The 22,220-nt window shown below is 60.5% G+C and carries 18 protein-coding genes and 1 pseudogene; 5 read left to right on the top strand and 14 right to left on the bottom strand.

Annotation, left to right across the window (positions count from 1 at the left end; all coding sequences use genetic code 11):
* Positions 1–46 precede the first annotated feature (46 nt).
* Positions 47–811, bottom strand: coding sequence for an outer membrane protein (locus tag H4P12_RS05730; RefSeq protein WP_187792657.1), 765 nt, complete (start codon positions 809–811; stop codon positions 47–49).
* Between the two features lie 180 nt (positions 812–991).
* Complete coding sequence (gene gyrB, locus H4P12_RS05725; RefSeq protein ID WP_187792656.1) at positions 992–3,427, bottom strand: DNA topoisomerase (ATP-hydrolyzing) subunit B; 2,436 nt, start codon at positions 3,425–3,427, stop codon at positions 992–994.
* A gap of 157 nt (positions 3,428–3,584) precedes the next feature.
* Here gyrB and H4P12_RS05720 point away from each other — a divergent pair, with 157 nt between their 5' ends.
* Complete coding sequence (locus H4P12_RS05720; RefSeq protein WP_187792655.1) at positions 3,585–5,123, top strand: phospholipase D family protein; 1,539 nt, start codon at positions 3,585–3,587, stop codon at positions 5,121–5,123.
* Here H4P12_RS05720 and H4P12_RS05715 read toward each other — a convergent pair.
* The 7 genes from H4P12_RS05715 to mutM form a co-directional block, all read right to left on the bottom strand.
* Positions 5,120–5,755, bottom strand: a complete 636-nt coding sequence (locus H4P12_RS05715) for a LysE family translocator (protein WP_187792654.1) — start codon at positions 5,753–5,755, stop codon at positions 5,120–5,122. The genes H4P12_RS05720 and H4P12_RS05715 overlap by 4 nt on opposite strands.
* The gene (recF, locus tag H4P12_RS05710; RefSeq protein WP_187792653.1) at positions 5,752–6,825 is read right to left on the bottom strand and encodes a DNA replication/repair protein RecF; all 1,074 of its coding nucleotides are present in this window, start codon (positions 6,823–6,825) and stop codon (positions 5,752–5,754) included. Before recF ends, H4P12_RS05715 begins: the two co-directional genes overlap by 4 nt.
* Positions 6,822–7,940 carry a DNA polymerase III subunit beta gene (dnaN, locus tag H4P12_RS05705; protein WP_187792652.1) on the bottom strand — a complete coding sequence of 373 codons (1,119 nt, stop codon included), beginning with the start codon at positions 7,938–7,940 and terminating at the stop codon, positions 6,822–6,824. The genes recF and dnaN overlap by 4 nt, the downstream gene beginning before the upstream one ends.
* Before the next feature lie 98 nt (positions 7,941–8,038).
* A complete protein-coding gene (gene dnaA, locus H4P12_RS05700; RefSeq protein ID WP_187792651.1) occupies positions 8,039–9,433 on the bottom strand; it encodes a chromosomal replication initiator protein DnaA in 1,395 nt (464 codons plus the stop codon).
* Positions 9,434–9,995: 562 nt separating this feature from the next.
* Complete coding sequence (rpsT, locus tag H4P12_RS05695) at positions 9,996–10,265, bottom strand: 30S ribosomal protein S20 (RefSeq protein ID WP_187792650.1); 270 nt, start codon at positions 10,263–10,265, stop codon at positions 9,996–9,998.
* A 154-nt stretch (positions 10,266–10,419) separates the two neighbouring features.
* Positions 10,420–11,196 carry an enoyl-CoA hydratase gene (locus tag H4P12_RS05690; RefSeq protein ID WP_187792649.1) on the bottom strand — a complete coding sequence of 259 codons (777 nt, stop codon included), beginning with the start codon at positions 11,194–11,196 and terminating at the stop codon, positions 10,420–10,422.
* A 74-nt stretch (positions 11,197–11,270) separates the two neighbouring features.
* Positions 11,271–12,116: a bifunctional DNA-formamidopyrimidine glycosylase/DNA-(apurinic or apyrimidinic site) lyase gene (mutM, locus tag H4P12_RS05685; RefSeq protein ID WP_187792648.1), complete on the bottom strand. Its 846-nt coding sequence runs from the start codon at positions 12,114–12,116 to the stop codon at positions 11,271–11,273.
* A gap of 101 nt (positions 12,117–12,217) precedes the next feature.
* Between mutM and ubiE the strand changes: the two genes are divergently transcribed.
* Positions 12,218–12,964 carry a bifunctional demethylmenaquinone methyltransferase/2-methoxy-6-polyprenyl-1,4-benzoquinol methylase UbiE gene (ubiE, locus tag H4P12_RS05680; RefSeq protein WP_187792647.1) on the top strand — a complete coding sequence of 249 codons (747 nt, stop codon included), beginning with the start codon at positions 12,218–12,220 and terminating at the stop codon, positions 12,962–12,964.
* Complete coding sequence (gene ubiB / locus H4P12_RS05675; RefSeq protein WP_187792646.1) at positions 12,965–14,500, top strand: 2-polyprenylphenol 6-hydroxylase; 1,536 nt, start codon at positions 12,965–12,967, stop codon at positions 14,498–14,500. It abuts the gene before it with no gap.
* Positions 14,501–14,521: 21 nt separating this feature from the next.
* Here the strand turns inward: ubiB and pqqE are convergent, their stop codons facing one another.
* The 5 genes from pqqE to pqqA all read right to left on the bottom strand — a co-directional run bounded on the left by pqqE (position 14,522) and on the right by pqqA (position 17,737).
* Positions 14,522–15,649 carry a pyrroloquinoline quinone biosynthesis protein PqqE gene (pqqE, locus tag H4P12_RS05670; protein ID WP_187792645.1) on the bottom strand — a complete coding sequence of 376 codons (1,128 nt, stop codon included), beginning with the start codon at positions 15,647–15,649 and terminating at the stop codon, positions 14,522–14,524.
* Positions 15,646–15,939, bottom strand: coding sequence for a pyrroloquinoline quinone biosynthesis peptide chaperone PqqD (gene pqqD, locus H4P12_RS05665; RefSeq protein WP_187792644.1), 294 nt, complete (start codon positions 15,937–15,939; stop codon positions 15,646–15,648). Before pqqD ends, pqqE begins: the two co-directional genes overlap by 4 nt.
* A complete protein-coding gene (gene pqqC / locus H4P12_RS05660) occupies positions 15,939–16,688 on the bottom strand; it encodes a pyrroloquinoline-quinone synthase PqqC (protein WP_343069772.1) in 750 nt (249 codons plus the stop codon). The genes pqqD and pqqC overlap by 1 nt, the downstream gene beginning before the upstream one ends.
* Entirely contained in the window at positions 16,685–17,566 is an 882-nt protein-coding gene (gene pqqB / locus H4P12_RS05655) for a pyrroloquinoline quinone biosynthesis protein PqqB (RefSeq protein ID WP_187792643.1), read from the bottom strand. The genes pqqC and pqqB overlap by 4 nt, the downstream gene beginning before the upstream one ends.
* A 78-nt stretch (positions 17,567–17,644) precedes the next feature.
* Positions 17,645–17,737, bottom strand: a complete 93-nt coding sequence (pqqA, locus tag H4P12_RS05650; RefSeq protein ID WP_043131127.1) for a pyrroloquinoline quinone precursor peptide PqqA — start codon at positions 17,735–17,737, stop codon at positions 17,645–17,647.
* Positions 17,738–17,947: 210 nt separating this feature from the next.
* Between pqqA and H4P12_RS05645 the strand changes: the two are divergent.
* Both H4P12_RS05645 and H4P12_RS05640 read left to right on the top strand, forming a co-directional pair.
* Positions 17,948–19,452, top strand: a pseudogene (locus H4P12_RS05645) (alpha-amylase family glycosyl hydrolase); the annotation flags it as partial.
* A 279-nt stretch (positions 19,453–19,731) separates the two neighbouring features.
* Positions 19,732–22,212 carry a membrane-bound PQQ-dependent dehydrogenase, glucose/quinate/shikimate family gene (locus tag H4P12_RS05640; protein ID WP_187792642.1) on the top strand — a complete coding sequence of 827 codons (2,481 nt, stop codon included), beginning with the start codon at positions 19,732–19,734 and terminating at the stop codon, positions 22,210–22,212.
* The last annotated feature ends 8 nt before the right edge of the window (positions 22,213–22,220 follow it).

The raw sequence follows: 22,220 nt of genomic DNA, 5'->3' as shown, positions 1-22,220 counted from the left end.
CCGGCGGTCCAGTGACATGCCGGCCTTGCTTTAATTGTCGTGCGGATCAGAAGGCGAAATTGACGCCCAATTTCAGGTTGTGATGTTCCGGCGTCGCGCGGGTGACAAGATCCACGTTGTCATCGCTGAAGGTCACGTCCGTCTTACCAAAGTTCCGATACTGCCATTCGGCAAACATCGACCAACGCTCATTCAGTTTGCGTTCGACGCCTGCACCCAATGAATAACCGTTGGCGGTATAGCCTTCGGTCGCTGACTCATCTTCGCCGTTGGTGCTGCCTGACAGAATGTAGTCGAAGTCACCGTGGACATAACCGGCGGTGCCGTAAACCATCGTCTTGGGGTTCACGACTAGGCCAGCCTTCATTTGCACGCCAGCAATGTAGTTAACCTTGGATTCAAGCGCGATACTGACGGCGTCGCCATCGACAATACCGCTGCCGCCTTGTTCGTCGCTGATGTCGCCACCCTCGATGGTCAGTTCGGGACCGAAAACCCAGCTGCCGCGCTGCCAGCGATAGCCAAGATGCAAACCGCCGTTCAGACCCGATACATCCAGATTGGTGATATCGTTCTGACGGCCGATCAGATTGCTGTCTTCGTACAGATCGAACCCGACTTCGTCGTCTGCGCCAAAGGCATAGCCGATCCAGCCGCCAGCATATCCACCAGCCCAATCCGACACAGGCTCAGCGATTGGCGCAACGACCACCGGTGCTTCCTGAACCGGCGCGACATAACCACCCGCCTGAGCAGCCGGCGCCATCATTGCAAGCAGGCCGGCAACAGCAAAAGTAGATTTAATACGCATGTCCTGAAAGCTCCTGTGGCGGCGATAAATTTCGTCTGGAATTCGTTTGAATCAGTTAATCCACCCCAAATCAGAAATCCAATGTTGATCAGGGATAGGGCTGATACATGCCTGTTTTTGCCGCATTGCGCGGCAAAAACAACACAGGAAACATGTGCGATCTGTCGAAAATCCGAACGATCAGATGTCCAGATTTTCGACGTTCAGGGCGTTTTGCTGAATGAACTCGCGGCGCGGTTCGACCACGTCGCCCATCAGCTTGGTAAACAGATCCTCTGCCTCAGCCAGATCTTCGATCCGAACCTGCAGCATGGTGCGGGCAGCCGGGTCCAGCGTGGTTTCCCACAATTGTTCCGGGTTCATTTCACCCAGACCCTTGTAGCGCTGCAACGACAGACCCTTTTCGCCCTCAAGGAAGATCGCCTGCAGCAAGCCCAGCGGGCCATAGATCGGCAATTCCCGATCCTTGCGGATCAGATAGGCGGGTGCGCCATAAACATCTTGCAAGACCTGCGTCATTTCGCCCAGACGGCGGCTTTCTCCGCTGCGCAGCATCTGACCATCCAGCGTGCGGTTTTCCTCGACCCCGCGAAGGGTGCGGGTCAGACGGATGCCCGCATCCTGCGTCGGGCGACCCTGCCAGCCGCGTTCGTATTCTTCCGCGATCATATCCAGTCGTTTGGCAATCGCATCGGCCACCCCTTGCGCGTCGGTGTCGATACGACCCGGCAACAATGCCCCGGCGATGGCCGCCTGTTCGGTGATATGGGGCGGGTAATGCGTCGGATAGGCGCGCAGGATGCGGCGCATGGTGCGCGCCTCATCGACCACCCGCACGAGATCGTTGCCGCTGATATTTTCGCCCGAACCAAGGCGCAACGAGGCACCGTCGACGCCCTGCTGGACCAAATAATCCTCCAGCGCGGCTTCGTTCTTCAGATAAACCTCGGACCGGCCACGGCCGACCTTATACAATGGTGGCTGGGCGATATACAGATGCCCCGCCTCGATCAGTTCCGGCATCTGACGGAAGAAGAAGGTCAGCAGCAGCGTCCGGATATGCGCACCGTCCACGTCGGCATCCGTCATGATGACAATCTTGTGGTAGCGCAGTTTGTTCAGGTTGAACTCGCCGCGCCCGATGCCCGTGCCAAGCGCGGTGATCAGCGTGCCGATCTGTTCTGACGACAGCATGCGGTCAAACCGTGCCCGTTCGACGTTCAGGATCTTGCCGCGAAGCGGCAGAACAGCCTGATTCTGGCGCGACCGGCCCTGTTTGGCGGACCCGCCTGCCGAGTCCCCCTCGACGATGAACAGTTCGGCCAATGCCGGGTCTTTTTCCTGACAGTCAGCCAGCTTGCCGGGCAGCGACGCGATGTCCATTGCCGTTTTGCGACGGGTCAGTTCGCGTGCTTTGCGGGCAGCCTCACGGGCCAGGGCCGCCTCGATGATCTTGCCGATGATCGCTTTGGCTTCGGCCGGGTTTTCCTCGAACCATTCGGCCAGCTTTTCGCTGACAAGGCTTTCAACCGCCGGGCGCACCTCGGACGAGACAAGCTTGTCCTTGGTCTGGCTGGAAAATTTCGGGTCAGGCACTTTGACCGACAGAACACAGGTCAAGCCCTCGCGGGCGTCGTCACCGGTAAAGTCGATCTTTTCGCGTTTGGCGATGCCGCTGGATTGGGCGTAATTGTTGATGACGCGCGTCAAAGCGCCACGGAAACCGGCCATATGCGTGCCGCCATCGCGCTGCGGGATGTTGTTGGTAAAGGGCAGGACTGTTTCGTGGTAGCTGTCATTCCACCACATCGCGACTTCGACCCCGATGCCGTTCTTTTCGCCGGCAATGAAAATCGGATCTGGCATGACCGATGTTTTCGAGCGGTCAAGAAATTTCACGAATTCCCGAACGCCGCCTTCGTAGAAAAGTTCGGTTTTCAGGGGCTCTGCCGGACGCTCGTCCTCTAGCAGGATGCGGACACCGCTGTTCAGAAAGGCCAGTTCGCGCAGGCGGTTTTCCAGCGTCTTGAAGACGTAATCCAGATTGCTGAACGTGCCATTCGGATCGGTTTCCTTGTTCGAGGCCAGAAACCGAACTTCGGTCCCGCTTTCGCCGGGTGCGTCGCCGATGACGCGCAAATGTTCAACCGTGTCACCGCCTTCAAAGCGGGCATAATATTCCTTGTCGTTGCGCCAGATGCGCAGCTCAAGCCAGTCAGACAGCGCGTTCACGACCGACACGCCCACGCCGTGCAGACCGCCCGAAACCTTATAGCTGTTCTGGTCGAATTTCCCGCCGGCATGCAGCTGGGTCATGATCACCTCGGCCGCGCTGACGCCTTCGGTCGGGTGCATGTCCACGGGAATCCCACGTCCGTTGTCGCGCACGCTGACGCTGTTATCGGCGTGGATTTTGACCCTCACATAGTCCGCATGACCGGCCAAAGCCTCGTCAATGCCGTTATCCACGACCTCGTATACCATGTGATGCAGACCCGATCCGTCGTCGGTGTCGCCGATATACATGCCGGGACGTTTTCTCACGGCTTCCAAGCCTTTGAGAACCTTGATGGAATCAGCACCATATTCGGTGGGCTGCAGGGGGGTATCGGTCATTCGTTGGACTTCCTGTTCTTACCCATCCCATATAGGGATTCGGGTGGGTAAAGTCACGGCTTTTACGGGGTTTTTCCGCTATCCAGGGCGGTTGCGCGGCAATGCGCTGGCAGCCCGCATCAAAGCTTGCCACAATAGCCCAAAATCGGAGTCGCGGATGAAGCTGTTGCAGTGGTTTTTGGGCATATTGATCCTGCTGGGAATATGCTGGGTCGCGGGTCGGATGATCTTTCCGGTGCCCTCGACGCAAGGGCGGGAACCGGAATTCACCATCCCCTTCAACCCCGACACCGAACTTGGCCAACGCGCGGTCGAGGCGCAATCGGCCCATCCCGGTCAGTCCGGTGTGCTGCCCCTGGCGGATCCGATTGCCGCCTTTGACAGCCGGGTGCATCTGGCGCGCGGGGCGCAGCATTCCCTGGATGTGATGTATTACATCTGGCACGATGACCTCTCGGGTATGTTGCTGCTGGAGGCTTTGCGCGACGCCGCAGATCGCGGCGTCCGGGTGCGTCTGCTGCTGGACGACAACGGCATCACGGGGCTGGATCAGATGCTGGCGGCGATGAACGACCTGCCGAATTTCAGCGTGCGATTGTTTAATCCCTCAACGATCCGCAATCCCAAGATGGCCGGATACGCCCTGTCGCCCATCCGCATGAACCGCCGGATGCATAACAAGGCTTTCATTGTCGACAGTGCGGTGGCCATCGTCGGCGGGCGGAATATCGGCGACGAATATTTCGCGCTTGGCGATGTGCCGGCCTATCTGGACCTTGACGTCATGGGCGTCGGCAAGGTCGTCAACGATACCAGCAAGATCTTTGACAGCTACTGGAACAGTCAGCCTGTGATCGAGCTGGAGCGGGTGATCGACGGCCCCGGTGATAGGGCGCAATTCGATGCCAGACTGACCGAGGTCAAGGCCGAACCCGACGCTGCGAAGTTTGAACCGGATGCGCAAACGCCGTCAGCCCAGGTTCAGCGCGGCGCAGTGGCACTGGAATGGACCGATGTGCAGGTGGTTGCCGACAATCCGGCCAAGGGTCTGGGACAGGTTGAACGCGACGGTCTGATGATCTCCCAGCTTGGCAATATTCTGGGGAATATCGAAACCAATCTTGACATGATCTCGGCCTATTTCGTGCCGGGAAAGCCGGGCACGGCCTATTTCTCTGGTCTTGCGCGCAAAGGGCATCGCGTCGAGATCCTGACAAATTCATGGGAGGCGACGGACGTTCCCATGGTCCATGCAGGCTACATCAAATACCGGCGCGAGCTGTTAGAGGCCGGCGTTACCCTGTATGAATTGCGCCAGATCGAGGGGCAGCGTCAGGGACGTGACGAACTGGGTCCGATCGGTTCGTCCGGCGCATCGGTTCATGCCAAGACCTTCAGCATTGATGACCGGCGCGTTTTCATCGGCTCGTTCAATTTCGATCCGCGCTCGGCCCTGCTGAACTGCGAAATGGGTTTTCTGATCGACAGCCCGACGCTGGCACGGATGGGGCGCCTGGGCATCGAGCAGCTGGCCAAGCGCAGTTATCAGCCGGTGCTGGAAGGCGACGACATGGTCTGGCGGGTGACCGGGAATGACGGCACGGTCACAACTGTCGATCATGAGCCGGGTTTGGGGACATGGAACCGCATTGCGGTCTATGTTCTGAATATCCTGCCAATTGAATGGTTGCTTTAAGTCGCCAGCAACTGCCCAAGAGCAATGGCGCAGCCGACCACAATCAGCAGGCCGCCGGACAGAAGGTTCATCCGCCTAAGTCCGGTTGGCGTGGCAAGTTTGGCGCGTGCCGCCGCAACCACGCCACCCATCATCAGGTTCAGCGCAAATGGAATCAGCGCCGACATGGCTGCGATCACGGTGATGTCCCAGCCGGTCATCTGCCGGACATCGAAAAAGCCGGGCAGAACGGTGACATAGAAAAGTGCGGCTTTCGGGTTGCCGGTAATCGCAAGCAAGCCTGCGGAAAATCCCGCCCAACGGCCACGGCGCGTCAGGCGGGAATCTCCTTCGACGGGCTGTGCCGCATGGCGCAGCAAAGCAATCCCCATGCCGATAAAGACGATTGCCGCGACCCATCTTAACCCGATCAGCAGGGCCGCGCTTTGGCTGACGATAACGGCCAGGCCGAAGATCGCGATCAGCGGCCACAGCAGATCGCCGATGGCCACGCCCACGGCTAACGGCCAGACGCCGCGAAACCCCGACGCCAATGCCCGCGCCATGATGGCCACCCAGACAGGGCCGGGCGTCAGCCAGATTGCAACCATTGCGCCCGCGTAAAGCCAAAGGGAATGGGCATCCAGCGTCATGCGATATCCTCTGCCGCCGATGCGCCGTCCGTTTTCGTGATGGCCAATTGCCGCGCCCTGTCGCCGAAATCGGCGAATAATTCAGGCCCGGTCCCGGTCAGAAACGATTGCGCAGGCAGCGCCAATATACGGTCGTAAAGTGCGGCGCGGCGGTCCGCGTCCAGATGGGCCGCCACCTCGTCCAGCAGCAGGATTACGGGCTGATCGGACAGGGCGCGCGCATTGGCAAGGATCAGCGACAGCAGCAGGGCCTTTTGCTCTCCGGTGGATGACAGGGCGGCAGGCATGGCTTGCGGTCCCCAAACGGCGCCCAGATCGGCGCGGTGTGGACCGGACAGGCTGCGACCGGCGGCCAGATCGCGCGGCCGCATCTGCGACAGGCGCGATGCAATGCTGTCCGCATCGGCATCATCGGCAAAGCCTTCGCCCGGCAGCAAGGTCAGAGTGGCCGCGGGAAAATCGCCACCATCCTGCGCCGTCATGATCGTCTGAACCGCCGCCATCCGATTGCGCGTCAGCGCCGCGCCGCTGTCGGCCATCTGCGCTTCCAATGCACGATACCAGCCGGGATCGGTGATCTGATCCTTCAGCAGGCGATTACGTTCCCGCATCGCCTTGTCATAGGTCAGCGCCAGATCGGCATGATCGGGAAACAGGCTTAATGTGACGCGATCCAGAAAGCGTCGGCGTGTTTCGGGGGAATCGCTCCACAGACGATCCATCGCGGGCACCAGCCAGACCACACGCAACAGCCGTGCCAGTGCAGTTTGCGGAACCGGCTTGTCGTCAAGCAGCACGTTGCGCGATTGACCGGGGGGGGCTGTTATCTCGACCGGGCGATCCGCGACCAGCGCCCGAAGCCGCCAGCCCGCGTCGCGTCCCTGTCGCGCCTGATCGGGTGCCGGCGCACCGCGCAACCCGCGACCGGGCGCCAGCATCGACAGGGCCTCAAGGATATTCGTCTTGCCCGAGCCGTTCGGACCGTGAATGGCGACGGGGCGGGGGTCCAGTGCCAGATCCAGTTTCGGCCAGGATCTGAACTGCGCCAGCGACAGGTTGGTTAATGTCACACGCGCATCGGCATGACGACATACACGGCGGATTGATCATTGCCTTCGCGGATCAGCGCCGCATCGCCCGACCCGTTGAACATGAAGACCGCATTGTCGCGATCAACCTGCGACGCGATTTCCTGCAGGTATTTGGCGTTGAAGCCGATTTCCAGCGGGTCATCGGCATAGGCGACGATCAGTTCCTCATCTGCGGCACCTGCATCGGGCGCATTGACCGACAGGATCAGGCGGTCGGCGTCCAGTGCCAGCTTGACCGCGCGCGAACGTTCGCTGCTGACGGTCGAGACGCGGTCGACGGCGCGAGCAAAATCTGTCGCATCAACCTCTAGCTTGCGGATATTGTTGGCGGGAATGACACGCGAATAATCGGGGAACGTCCCGTCAATCACCTTTGAGGTCAGAGTGATCGTCGGCGTCGCAAACCGCACCTTGGTTTCGCTGACGGACACCGCAATGTCGGCGTCGTCATCATCCAGCAACTTGCGCAATTCAGCGACGGTTTTGCGCGGCACGATCACGCCCGGCATATCTTCGGCGCCAGCCGGCAAGGGCGCGTCGATACGGGCAAGGCGGTGACCATCGGTCGCGACGCAACGCAAGGCCGGACCATCCTCGGTCTGGGCCACATGCATGTAAACGCCGTTCAGGTAGTAACGCGTCTCTTCGGTCGAGATGGCAAATTTCGATTTGTCGAACAGACGGCGCAGCACGCTGGCCTTGGCGCTGAAATTCGCGCCGTATTCGGTGCTTGCCATGACCGGGAAATCTTCGCGGGGCAGGGTGGCAAGACTGAAGTTGGACCGGCCGGCCTGAACCGACAAGCGGCCAGCGGCGTCATCGGTGGTGATGTTGACCAACGAGCCGTCGGGCAGTTTGCGGGCAATTTCGTTCAGCATCACGGCGCTGACCGTGGTCGCGCCGGGCCGTTCGACCTGTGCCGGAGCCTTGTCCACGACTTCTATATCCAGATCGGTCGCGCGGAAGCTGACACCATCGGGCGTCGCCTCGATCAGCACATTGGCCAGGATCGGGATTGTATTGCGGCGCTCAACAACTGACTGCGCCTGAGCTACGGCTTTCACCAGAACCGCGCGTTCTATCGAGAATTTCATCGCTTTTCCCTGTCCCTATGGCCAATCAATGCCGCATATCGGCATTTTTGTAACCGCCCCGAGGGACGGTCACAAGTTTTTCATCGCCTATCAGGGGATCAGGCTTCCAGCAACCTTTTCAGCATCGCCACATCCTCAGCGAGGCTGTGGTCGTCCGTCGCCAGCTCTTCGATCTTGCGGACGCCGTGCATGATCGTGGTGTGGTCGCGCCCGCCGAAGCGGCGGCCGATTTCGGGAAGGCTGCGGCTGGTCAGTTGCTTTGACAGATACATGGCGATCTGGCGAGGGCGGGCGACATTACGGGCGCGTTTGGGGCCGATCATATCGGCCAAGCGGATATTGTAATGTTCGGCAACCTTGCGCTGGATATCGTCGATGCTGATCTTGCGGTCATTGGTGCGCAGGATATCGGCCAGACATTCCTGTGCCACTTCCAACGTGATTTCACGGCGCAGCAGGCTGGCATGAGCGAACAGACGTTGCAGCGCCCCTTCCAGAACGCGGACGTTGGTGCTGATGCGATGGGCCAGAAATTCCAGCACGCCATCCCCGATTTCCAGATCGGGCTGCTGCCTGCGAAACGCCTCGGTTTTGGATTGCAGAATGCCCAGACGCAATTCATAGGTCGTCGGGTGCAGATCCACGATCAGACCGCAGGACAGGCGCGATTTGATGCGTTCTTCAAGACCCTTGATCTCGGCGGGTGCACGATCGGCGGAAATGACGATCTGTTTGCCCTGATCGACCAGGGCGTTAAACGTGTGGAAGAATTCTTCCTGCGTGCTGTCCTTGCCTGCGATGAACTGCACGTCATCGACCATCAGCATGTTCACATTCCGGAACATGCCTTTGAAATCCATGATCGTGCTTTCGCGCAGCGCCTGGACAAAGCGATACATGAACTGTTCAGCCGACAGATACAGGACCTGTGAATGCGGCTGGCGGGTCTGATAGTCATGCGCGATGGCGTGCATCAGGTGGGTCTTGCCCAGACCGACGCCCCCATAAAGAAACAACGGGTTGAAGCCGACCGGGCCGCCTTCGGCCACGCGACGGGCGGCGGCATGGGCCAGTTCGTTCGGCTTGCCCACGATGAAGTTGCTGAACGTGAAGCGCGGGTCCAGCGGCGCGCCCAGATCTGATTTCGGCGCGATCCGAGCTGTGGCCGGCGCGGCAGCGCGTGCGGTTGGTTGCGCCCCAGCTTTGGCGGGTTCCGCACCGGCGGCGGGACGTGCCGCGCGGACGGTGCCGTTATGCGGCACGACCGCAAACCGCAGTCGTTCGATCTCGCAGCCAAGGCTGTTCAGCTCTGCCGTGATCTTGTCCGCAAAGTGGCGGCTGACCCAATCCGAAATAAACCGGGTCGGGCTTTCAAAATGCGCGATGCCCGATTCCAGCGTGCTGAGTCGCAGGGGCTTGATCCAGTGATTGAAGTTGTTCGGACCAACATTCCGTTCCAGATTCACGCATGCTTGTCCCCAAAGATCGTCCATAGTCTTGTTGCCCTATCTTTCTGTCCCCAGCCTTCGCCGTCATTGCGACGAAACAGAATTCACGCCACAGCTGGACCGTTTGGCAACAAAAATCCCGTGTGCCAGAGGCTGGCACATGAGTGGGCAACTGCCCGACCAAACGAATTAAGACCGAACCCCTTAAAAGCCGATGGCAGTCGACCTTTAAGGAACCCCAAGGTCGAAAATAGAATCGCTTCTATTTCGATACCCGGCCTGATCCTGAAGAATCGCTGTATTTTCCGATCCTTGGACGCGGCCCGTCCCCAACTGCGACGTGAATCGCTGGATGAACCTAGCAACAGCCGCAAGAGCCGCGCAACCGAACTATGAGCTTGACACGAGCTTTCCGAAATCGAATCTGTGAGGCCGTTGACTCACAAGCAAATTTTCAAGACTGCCTTGAAAAGTAACAATATTATCAAAGCTTAAATCTGCACAAATGAAAAATGGGCACGACCGTAACGGTTCGCACCCACCTTCAGATAGTAGCCCAAACAGGCCAAAATTTTAGATATTTTCTGGCCCGGAAAGGGCCGGAAAATCAGAGTGCGGTCATCGTTTTGACGCGTGCTGCCAGACGCGAAACTTTGCGCGACGCGGTGTTCTTGTGAACGATGCCTTTGGTCACACCACGCATCAGTTCGGGTTGAGCTGCTTTCAGCGCATCGCGGGCTGCATCGGCATTGCCGCTGGCGATTGCTTCTTCGACTTTGCGCAGGAAGGTGCGGATGCGCGAACGACGTGCTTTGTTGACGTCGGTGCGACGCTCGGTCTGACGAGCGCGTTTCTTGGATTGAAGAGTATTGGCCATAACTGAGGTCCTATCGGGTCTTTAGCGTTTCTGTTGCGCAAAAAGACCCAAGACGCCGCTTTCAACGAAAGCAGACATGATTCTTGCCTAAGCGGGCCCACGCGCATGTAAGCGAAGGCCTTTAGGGTATATCAAGCCAAAAGGAAACCCCGAATTAGCGGTCGCGGAATTGAGGCTCTCTCTTTTCCAGAAAAGCGGCCATGCCTTCTTTCTGGTCTTCGGTGCCAAACAGCGAATGGAAGGCGCGGCGCTCGAAGCGAATACCTTCGGACAATGTCGTCTCATAGGAGCGGTTGACGGCCTCTTTGATCGTCCTGACGGTGATCTGGGATTTCTCGGCGATCTTGCGAGCTGCGGCCATGGCTTCCGGGATCAGCTTGGCAGTCGGAACGATGCGGCTGACCAGACCGCTGCGCTCGGCCTCGGCTGCGTCCATGAAGCGGCCGGTCAGGTGCATGTCCATGGCCTTGGATTTACCGATGATCCGCGTCAAACGCTGCGTGCCGCCGATTCCGGCGACCACGCCGAGATTGACCTCGGGTTGGCCGAATTTGGCGTTTTCGGCAGCAATGATGAAGTCGCAGATCATGGCCAGCTCACAGCCGCCACCAAGTGCGTAGCCGCTGACAGCCGCGATGATCGGCTTGCGGATACGTTCGATCACCTGGACCTGCGCGCCGAAAAGATCTTCGTTATAGACATCGACGAACGACTTTTCGGCCATTTCCTTGATGTCGGCACCGGCGGCAAAGGCTTTTTCGCTGCCGGTGATGACGATGCAGCGCACCTTGTCGTTATTGTCCGCCTCGCTCAGCGCGTCGGCCAGCTCGGTGATCAGGGTGGAGTTCAGTGCATTCAGTGCCTCGGGACGGTTGAGGCGGATAAGGGCGACATCATCTTCGTTTTCGACGATGATCGTTTCATAAGCCATGGGCTTGTTCCTTATTGGCATAACGTGTTGGCGGGGAACCTATCAGCACCTTACGGGGGAAGCCAAGCACCTGACTAGCGTTGACAGACCGGGCAGAAAAAACTGGACCGTCCCGATTGCACGACGCGACGGATCGTGCCGGGGCAAGCCGGTGTCGGGCAGGGCTGCCCCTCGCGGTCGTAAACACGAAAGCTGTGCTGAAAATAGCCCAGTTCACCAGTGGCTTGCCGGTGATCGCGCAGCGATGATCCACCGGCGGCAATTGCGTCCGTTAACACCTCGCGGATATGTCCGACCAAAACGGCGATGCGCTGCGCGGAAATTCTGCCGGCCGCGCGGCGCGGGTCGATTCCGGCGCGATACAGGGCCTCGCTGACATAGATATTGCCCAATCCCGCCACGATACGTTGATCCAGAAGCGCCTGTTTCACCGGGCTGCGGCGGTTTTGGAAGGCCCCCGCCAGATAGGCCGCGTCAAAGCCCGGATCGAAAGGTTCCGGTCCCAGACGGTCCAGCAACGGATGGGCGGTGCCCTCGCGGATCAGATCGATCATGCCGAACCGGCGCGCATCGTTGAAGGTGATGGTCGTGCCTGCCTCGGTCGTCAGAACGACGTGATCGTGGCGCGACAGGATCGACGGGTCGCGGTGAAAACCGGCCGTGCCGGCCCCTTCGACCAGCATCCGCCCCGACATGCCCAGATGCATCAGCAAGGTGCCGCCCCGGTCCAGATCGGCCAGCAGGTATTTCGACCGTCGCCGCAAGGCCGTCACCGTGGCGCCGGTCAGCACCTGCACCAGATCGACCGGCAGCGGCCAGCGCAAATCGGGCCTGCGGGCTTCGGCCCGGGCGATGCGCTGACCCTCCAGATGGGGCTGCAATCCGCGGCGGACGGTCTCGACCTCTGGCAGTTCTGGCACCTGTTTCCCTTTCGTCGCATTGCACCGCTGGCCCATCCCGGTCATTGTGCCCGCGACGCGCCGGACATATCTGGTGCCCTAATGACATAACGGCAAGCGCGATGACCGAGAACAAGAAAACCCATTTCGGCTTTCAGACTGTGGACGAAGACGCCAAGGCGGGCATGGTCCACGGTGTCTTTTCCAGTGTCGCATCACGCTATGACGTGATGAACGACCTGATGAGCGTGGGCATACACCGCGTCTGGAAGAATGCGATGATGGACTGGCTTGCCCCGCGCGATGGCCAGCATTTGCTGGACGTGGCGGGTGGCACGGGTGATATTGCCTTTCGTTTTCTGGACCGGGCGCCGAATGCACGCGTGACCGTCTGCGACATGACCGAATCGATGCTGGTCGAGGGTCGCAAGCGGGGCGAGGCTGCGGAAAAGGCCGACCGCCTGGCATGGGTGACGGGCGATGCGATGAAGCTGCCTTTCACGGATGACAGCTTTGATCGCTATACGATCAGCTTTGGTATCCGCAACGTGACCCGCATCCCCGATGCCTTGGCCGAGGCCTATCGCGTGTTGCGTCCGGGCGGTCGTCTGGTTGTTTTGGAGTTCAGCCAGATCCCCGTGCCAGCGATGCAATGGGCCTATGATCGCTACAGCTTCAACGTCATTCCGGCGATGGGCCAGGCGGTGACGGGTGATCGCGACAGCTATCAATATCTGGTCGAATCCATTCGTAAATTCCCCGATCAGGACAGCTTTGCCGGACTGATCCGCGATGCCGGTTTTGGCCGCGTGCAATGGCGCAATCTGTCGATGGGGATCGCCGCGCTGCATTCCGGCTGGAAACTGTAAATGCGCGGACCTCATAATATCCTGCGCCTGATCCGCACGGGCGCGACGTTTGAACGCACCGGCGCAATGGGGGCCGTTCTGGACGCGATGGAGGCGCCGCCCCGTTTGCGTGCCGCCGCCCGCATCGTCGGCTGGCCGTTCCGCTGGATGGGCTACAAGGGCGATCCGAACCTGCCGCCGATTACACGCGCAATCACCGCGCTTGGCCCGGCCTATATCAAGTTTGGCCAGATCTTGTCGACGCGCGCTGATGTGGTGGGCGTGGAACTGGCTGATCAGTTGCGGATGCTGCAGGATCGCCTGCCGCCATTTCCGACAGATATTGCCAAAAGCATTGTCGAGGCCGATCTGGGTCAGCCCGTCGACGATCTGTTCAGCGAATTTTCCGAGCCCGTTGCTGCGGCATCCATCGCGCAGGTTCACCGCGCCCGCATCCGCGACAGCGGGCAGGAAGTTGCGGTCAAGGTCGTGCGCCCCGGGATCGGCCCCGCCTTTCGCCGCGATATCGACGCCTTTCACTTTGCGGCGCGTTTTATCGAGGTTTTATCCCCCTCGACCCGGCGTTTGCGTCCCCGCGATGTGGTCAACCACTTCGAATCCGTCGTCTCGGGCGAATTGGATATGCGGCTGGAATCGGCCTCGGCGTCTGAATTTGCCGAAAACACCAAAAATGACGCGGGTTTTGACGTTCCAAAGCCGCATTGGGGCCTGTCATCGCGTCGTGTGATGACTTCGGACTGGGCCGAAGGGCTGCCGATGGGCGATCCGGTGGCGCTGATTGCGGCGGGCCACGACGTCAGCCACATTGCCACGCGTGTGATCCAGCTGTTCCTGCAACACGCCCTGCGCGATGGCTTTTTCCATGCCGACATGCACCACGGCAACCTGAAGGTGGCGGCGAATGGCGACATCATCGCCTATGATTTCGGGATCATGGGGGAAATCGACGAATATACCCGCCGCGTCTATGCCGAAATCCTGATGGGCTTTATCCGCCGCGATTATCGCCGCGTCGCCCGCGTGCATTTCGAGGCAGGCTATGTCCCCCGCGACCGGGACGAGGCGGCCTTTGCCCGTGCCCTGCGTGCGGTAGGCGAGCCGATTTTTGGTGCCGATGCCAACCGCATCTCGATGGCCAATCTGCTGGCCTATCTGTTCGAAGTGACCGAACGTTTCGGCATGCGGACCCAGACCCAGCTGATCCTGCTGCAACGCACGATGGTCGTCGTCGAAGGGGTGGCCCGTTCGGTCGATCCGCAGCTGAACATCTGGGACGCGGCCAAGCCGGTGGTGTCGGATTATATCAAGTCAAGCCTTGGCCCGCAGGCTTTGGCCCGCGATCTGGCCAAGGCCGCGCAGACCGTGGGACGCTACGGCCCGCTGTTGCCGCAGATGGTCGAACAGGCCCTGTGGGACCGCGCCCACCCCGAAGAGGCACAGCTGAACGTCATCGTGCCAAAGCCTGTGGTGCCGACATGGCTGGTTGCCCTGGCCTTTGCCGGGATCGGGGCGGCGATCGGGTTGGGGTTGCGCTAGATCAGCCGGGTCAGGGCCGCGTTAACGGCCCTTCTTCAGCCGCCGATACACCATCTCATCCGTATCCCCCTGCGACTCCACCTCGGCTGCCGCCACCAAACCCGCATGCAGTGGGGATTTCGAACAGACCGGGTCGGTCGCGCGGGCGTTGCCTGCCAGCGCCATTGCCTGACAGCGGCAGCCGCCGAAATCCACGGTCTTGCGGTCGCAGGATTGGCAGGGTTCGGGCATCCATTCGGTGCCGCGAAAGGCGTTGAAGGCATCCGACTGCATCCAGATATCGCGCAACGAGCGGTCGCGGATATTGTCGAACGTCATCCACGGAATCGTTTGCGCCGCATGGCAGGGCAGCACCGATCCGTCGGGCGCGATGTTCAGGCCCGTTGTGGCCCAACCGCCCATGCAGGCCTTGGGATAGATCGCGTGGTGATCGGCCGGCACATAGTCGATGACCATGCGGCCACGCAGCCGCAGCCGTGCATCATTGACGATCTGGCGGGCAAAAGCGGCCTGTTCACGCGTCGGCATCAGCGCCTTGCGGTTCAGGTTGGCCCAGCCATGGAACTGCACTGTCGCGACCTCGATCCGGCGGGCGTCAAGGGTTTCGGCCAGCTGGATCATGTCGGGCAGGCGATCCATGTTCTGCCGGTGGACCACGGCGTTGATGGTCAGCGGAAAGCCGATTTCGGTGACCCATTCGGCGAAAGCCATTTTCTTGTTCCATGACCCCGGATGCCCGCTGATCCGGTCGGCCATGTCCGGGCGGATGCCCTGCAACGACAGCTGGACATGATCGACGCCGGCGCGATCCAGGTCCTGCAACCGTTCGCGTGTGATTCCGATTCCCGAGGTGATCAGGTTCACATACAGCCCGGCCTCGCGCGCGCTGGCGACAATATCCGCCAGATCACGCCGCACGCCCGGCTCTCCGCCCGAGATATGGACCTGCAACACCCCCAGATCGGCGGCCTGACGAAAGGCGCGTGCCCAATCCGTTGCCGGCAGTTCCAGCCCGACGCGGGTCAGTTCGACCGGGTTGGAACAATAGGGACAGGCCAGAGGGCAGCGATGCGTGATTTCGGCCAGCATGGCGATGGGCAGGCCGGGGGTGACGGGGTTGCCGTCGATGTCGCGGGGGCGTTCGGTCATGGCGCGGCCTTCACGAAAACCATCCGCCGTTCGATCAACCCGGTCAGAAAATCGCGCATATCGGCGGCGATCTGATTCTGGGGTGCCTGATAGCGTTCGGCCAGAGCGCGGGCGATGGCGGCCAGACTGCGCTGACCGTCCAGTTCCGACAGGATCGCATCGCCGATCTGGTCCAGTTGCATTGCACGTTCCGGCGCTTGCAGCACGCGGATGCCGCGCACCCGGTCATCTGCGAGCCGCACACCGCGCGGCAGATACGGAATGTCCTGCGGCTGGATCAGCGGTTCCATCAGGCCATTCCTTCGCCCGGACGCCATGCACCGGGTGGGATATGACCTTCGACATAGCCGTGCCACAGCGCATCAAGCTGTGCCCAAAGCACGTCCGTTTTGAAGATCAGCGCCGCCGCCGCCGCGTTTTGTTTGTCCAGCGTGTCGGCATGGGTCAGGACGTAATTCAGCCCAAAGGCCACATCCTCGGGCGCCTCGGTCAGGCGCTTCTTGAAATAGGACAGGCTGCGGTCATCGGCGAAATCGTAATGCGCCAGAAGCCCTTCAATCCGCTGGGCGTGGATTTTCGGGGCGAAAAGTTCGGTCAGGCTGGCCGCGACCGCATCCAGCAAGGGCATGTCACGGACGAAGCGAAGATAGGCATCGACAGCAAAGCGCGTGGCGGGCATCACGCCCTGACCGCTGGCAACGTAATCGGGGTTCAGACCGACCGCTTGGGCCAGCGCCAGCCAGCGGCGAATACCGCCGCCTTCATCGACGCCGCCATCGTGATCCTCGATCCGCTTGCGCCACCGGCGGCGCAGGGCAGGGTCGTCCACGCGTGACATGAAGGCCGCGTCCTTCATCGGAATGCGCGACTGATATTGCCAGCGGTTGATGACCCATGCCCGCACCTCGTCGGGGGTGCATTGGCCACCGTGCAGGCGTGCGTGAAACGGGTGGCGATCATGATAGCGCGCGGCCCCGATGGCACGCAGCCGAGCCTCGAAATCATCGCGGGACTGGGGTTGGGTCGGGATATCCTTCACAGCGTAATCCTTGTTCCATCGCGGCCAACCTGCCAGCCTTGCACCCTGGCCTTGGCTGATTCCGGGCTGTTCGGGTCGGTCAGCGGGTTGGAGTTGTTCATGTGAACAAAGACCCGCTGACCCATTCCGGTTTGCGCCAAGGCGTCCAGCGTTTCGGTGACGGGCACATGGCCCATGCGCCGCCCGGTTTTCCGGCCCAGACCCATGCGGATCATTTCGTCATCATCCCAAAGGGTGCCGTCAAACATCAGCAGATCGGCCCCCTCCATCCGGGTTTGCAGCCAGTCGGGCAGATCGGCGCAGCCGGGAATATACAGCGCGCGCCGCCCGTTCGCGATCAGTTCGACGCCAACGGTATTTTCGCCGATCAGCCCGCTCTGAACCACCGCGCCTTCCTGATACAACGGCACCTTGCCCGGCACCGCGAAAAGGGTCGCGGTCAGGCCGGACGCAAGATCGAATGGCTGATCCAGACGGATCGGCCGGCGCGGAACCAGATCGGCGCGTAGGGCGCCAAACATGGGATTTTGCGCCAAGGCATCATGGATGGCCGCCGTTGCGAACAGATCGAACGGCTGGCTTTCGCGCAATGTCAGCAATCCGGCGACGTGATCAATATCGCCGTTGGTCAACAGAACCGAGCGGATGGGCAGTTGCCTTGGCCCGGTGGGGTGCAGTTCTGGCGTCACCGCCAGTTGGGTGCGAATATCGGGCGAGGCATTCAGGATCGCCCAATCCGTGCCATCAGCGCTGATCGCGACCGAGCTTTGCGTCATCGACGGAATATGCCCCGCGCGGGCGGCATTGCAATTGGCGCAACCGCAATTCCATTGCGGCAGGCCACCGCCCGCACCTGCGCCAAGAAGAATGATCTGCATGAAAATCCTGCCCTGTCGAATGATCAGCCCCGCCCGATAGGATCGGACGGGGCTGTTGTCGTCTCTGGTTCCGAAGGATCAGAACAGAACGGGCTCGTCCTCGGCCGGGGCATACATGTTGATTTCCATGCCGCAGGCGATTTCTTTCAGAATGGGTTTGGTCCAGGCCATGTGATTTCTCCTGATCTGTGGTCATCACGCGATGACTATGGGATGGTAAGGCTGCCAAGGGGCGAAGCACAACCCCCGGCCGAAGCTCCGCGCGGTTTCGTGACCAGATAAATTTTACCGCTAACATGCCCGGCGTGATTGTGTTTTGAAGCATGTGGGACTAATGGGCCGTTGAATTGAATCACCCCGCAATGAAAGGTGACTGAATTGATCCAGACAGCAGCGAATTGGTGGAAGGGCGGCGTGATCTATCAGATCTATCCGCGCAGTTTTCAGGATACGACCGGCGACGGAATAGGCGATCTGGCCGGTATTACGCAGCGCCTGCCCTATGTCGCGTCGCTGGGTGTCGATGCGATCTGGATTTCGCCGTTCTTCACCTCTCCGATGAAGGATTTCGGCTATGATGTCAGTGATTATCGCGGCATCGACCCGCTGTTCGGCAGCATGGAGGACTTCGACCGGCTGGTGGCGCGCGCGCATGAGCTGGGCCTGAAGGTCGTGATCGATCTGGTGCTGTCGCATAGTTCGGACAAGCATCCGTGGTTCGCGGAAAGCCGCGCCAGTCGCGACAACGCGAAATCCGACTGGTATGTCTGGGCCGATCCCAAACCTGATGGAACCGTGCCGACCAACTGGTTGTCGATCTTTGGCGGCAGCGCATGGCAATGGGACGCACGCCGCGAGCAGTATTATCTGCATAACTTTCTGACCTCGCAACCGGACCTGAATTTCCACAACGCCGATGTGCAGGACGCCATTCTGGATGTTGCGAAATTCTGGCTGGAAAAGGGCGTGGATGGGTTCCGTCTGGATACCGTGAATTTTTACACGCATGACAAGCAATTGTGCGACAACCCGCCGCTGCCGCCCGAACGGCGCAAGTCGGATACTGCGCCTGCGGTGAACCCTTACAACCATCAAAGCCATAAATACGACAAGTCGCAGCCGGAAAACCTGGCGTTTCTTGAGCGGTTCAATGCGCTGTTGAAACCCTATGGCGCGGCCTCGGTCGGTGAGATTGGCGACAGCGAGCGGGCGTTGGAGTTGCTGGAGGAATATACCGGCGCACCGAACGGCACCGAAAGCAACCGTTTGCAGATGTCCTATGTCTTTGACTTCCTGTCCGGTGATGACTTGAAAGCGCAGCGGATCGTGGATGTCTTTGCCGATCTGAACCGCGTCGCGCCGAATTCCTGGCCCTGCTGGGCGATGTCGAACCACGACGTCGTCCGCCATGAAGCCGCTGGAACCTGTCGGATGATGCGATCAAGGCCTATTGCACGGTGCTGATGTGCCTGCGCGGCTCGGTCTGTATCTATCAGGGCGAAGAACTGGGCCTGCCCGAGGCCGAGTTGCAATTCGAGGACCTGCAAGACCCCTATGGCATCGAATTCTGGCCTGAATTCAAGGGTCGTGACGGTTGCCGCACGCCCATGGTCTGGGATCAGGAGGCAAATGGCGGTTTCTCGACCGGAAAGCCCTGGTTGCCGGTCCCGGAACAGCATCTGCTGCGCACCCCTGCCGTGGAAGAGGCTGATGCCCATTCCATCCTGCATCACTATCGCCACGCGATCAGCCTGCGCGACACATATGCGGCGATCAGAAACGGTCAGCAGGTCGATATGCGTGCCGAAGGTCCGGTTCTGTCCTTCACCCGTTCCGAAGGTGACCAGACCGTCCATATCCGCGCCAACCTGTCCGACGCTGCCGCAGGTGATCTGCAGCCGTGGCAGGTGACGGTTACCGAAGCCTGATTTTCACCCAATCTCTTCTGCTCCGGCGATGCCGGGGCAGAAACGCGACGTGATCTGATGGTTTGTTCGGAATTGGGGTTGCTGTCCCGAAGGATAGGGCAGAGGTTGAAATCGCAGCTTTTCGCTACGTGGCGTGGCGTCGGGGTTGATCCCGGCCCTTGGCATTACCTTCCCATTCGGACGCTTGGCCGTCCTGATCACGTCGCAGTTCACTGAGCCTGTCGAAAGGAAAACGACATGCGAATTCTACTTTCGCTTCTTTTTGCCATCATTGGGGCCGTGCTGGCTGTGGGCGGTGTTCGCCTTGCCATGCTGGGCGGCAGCCCCTTCTTTGTCGCATTCGGTGTGGTCATGCTTGTGACCGCCGTTCTGATATTCAAACGCAGCATCGCCGCCAGATGGCTTTACGCGCTGCTGCTGATCGGGCTGGCCATCTGGTCCTATTCCGAGGTTGGTTACGACTGGTGGCCGCTGGCGTCCCGTATGGGGATGTTCCTGATCCTTGGCCTGCTGCTGTTGCTGCCTTACGGCGTCGGCGAGCGTCGTTTTGAACGCGCTTGGCTGCCGTTGTTTCTTGTGACGGGCGTGATCGGGCTGGGCACGCTTGGGTCGCTGACCCAGGACAATCATTCGATCGTTGGCGAACTGCCGACCGAGGTTGCAAATGCCACCCCTGACATGGGTCCGGTTGCGGGCGACGAAGACTGGGTCGCCTATGGCCGCACGCAGTATGGCCAGCGTTTCTCGCCCCTGGACAAGATCACGCCTGAAAATGTGACGCAGTTGGAAGCAGCCTGGAGCTATCAGACAGGCGACGTGAAACTGCCCGGCGATTCCGGTGAGTTCACCTATCAGGCAACACCGATCAAGATTGGCGACACGCTGTATCTGTGCACGCCGCATAACTGGGCGATTGCGCTGGACGCGGATACGGGTGCCGAGAAGTGGGTCTACAAGGCCGACATCAAACCCGACGCCAATCGTCAGCATCAGACCTGTCGCGGTGTCAGTTACTGGCCCGGCGATGACAGCGTTCCAACCCCGGCACCGGCGGCAGATACGGAGGCGACCGATGTCGCCACCGATCCGGCGCAGGCTGATGGCGGCACCACTGCCGCTGTGGAACCCGCCGCCCCGGCGATCCCTGCGGCGCGCGTGGTGCATCCCGCGACCCCGGCCAGCAGCAATGTGTCGGATGTGACCGGCACTTGCGAGACGCGGATCTTCATGCCGACGTCGGACGCGCATCTTCTGGCGCTGGACCCTGAGACCGGCGAATTGTGCCCCGAATTTGGCGACAAGGGTTCACTGAACCTGATGCACAACATGCCTTACCAGCAGGATGGATATTACTACTCGACCTCTCCGCCGGTGATCGTGGGCAATACGCTGGTGATCGCGGGAGCGGTGAACGACAACTATAACGTCGATGAACCTTCTGGTGTCGTGCGGGCCTATGATACGCGCGATGGCCGCCTGCTGTGGAACTGGGATTCGGGCAATCCCACGGAAACCGCACCGTTTGACGTGAATAACCCCGATCAGGTCTATGCGACCTCCTCCCCGAACAGCTGGGCACCGCTCAGCGCCGATCCGACACTTGGCATGGTCTATCTGCCGATGGGCAACCGCACGCCCGACCAGTTGGGCATGTATCGGACCGAGGCCGTGGAAACCTATGCCACCTCGGTCACGGCGCTGGATCTGGCGACGGGTCAGGTTCGTTGGGTGCATCAATTCGTGCATCACGATCTATGGGACATGGATACCCCGGCCCAGCCGACCCTGGTTGATCTGGACATGCCTGACGGCCGTGTGCCTGCGCTGGTTCAGCCGACCAAGCAGGGCGACGTCTATGTCCTGAACCGCGAAACCGGCGAACCGATCCTGCCGGTGTCCGAGGTCGAGGTTTCGACCGAGACGATCCCCGAAGATCACGCCTCGCCCACGCAACCGGAATCGTCGCTGTCGTTCAATCCCGAACCGTTGACCGAGGCGAGCATGTGGGGTGCCACGGCCATCGACCAGATGCTGTGCCGGATTGCCTTCCGCGAACACCGCTATGAAGGGCGCTATACCCCGCCTTCGCTGCAAGGCACGATTGTCTATCCGGGCAACTTTGGCGTCTTCAACTGGGGCGGGGTCGCGGTTGATCCGAGACGTCAGGTGATGTTCGGCATGCCGTTGCAGCTGGCTTTCACGTCCAAGCTGATCCCGCAGGAGCAGCTGGGCGATGTGCAGACCAATGTGGGCGAACAGGGCGTCAATTCGAACGAGGGCGCGCCCTATGCCGTCGAGATGGGGCCGTTTCTGTCGCCGCTGGGCATTCCCTGTCAATCGCCGCCATGGGGTTATGTCGCGGGCGCCGATCTGCGCACGGGCGAAATCGTCTGGAAGCACAAGAACGGCACCACGCTGGGCATGACGCCAGACCCGATTGCACTGCCGCTGGGCATGCCGGGCATTGGTGGCCCGATGATCACGGGGGGCGGTGTTGTTTTCATGGGCGCCGCGACCGATGACTTCCTGCGCGCCTATGACCTGACCACCGGGACCGAGCTGTGGAAAGCCCGTCTGCCCGCAGGCGGTCAGGCCACGCCGATGACCTATCTGGACAGCGAAGGCCGTCAGATGGTCGTGCTGGTCGCGGGTGGTCACGGATCCATCGGGACCAAGCTGGGCGATTATGTTCAGGCCTGGAGACTGCCTGCGCAATAATGCGCCTG

The sequence above is a fragment of the Paracoccus amoyensis genome (genome assembly GCF_014490725.1).
In the GTDB taxonomy this organism is placed as follows: domain Bacteria; phylum Pseudomonadota; class Alphaproteobacteria; order Rhodobacterales; family Rhodobacteraceae; genus Paracoccus; species Paracoccus amoyensis.
This window is presented reverse-complemented; position numbering and strand designations above follow the sequence as displayed.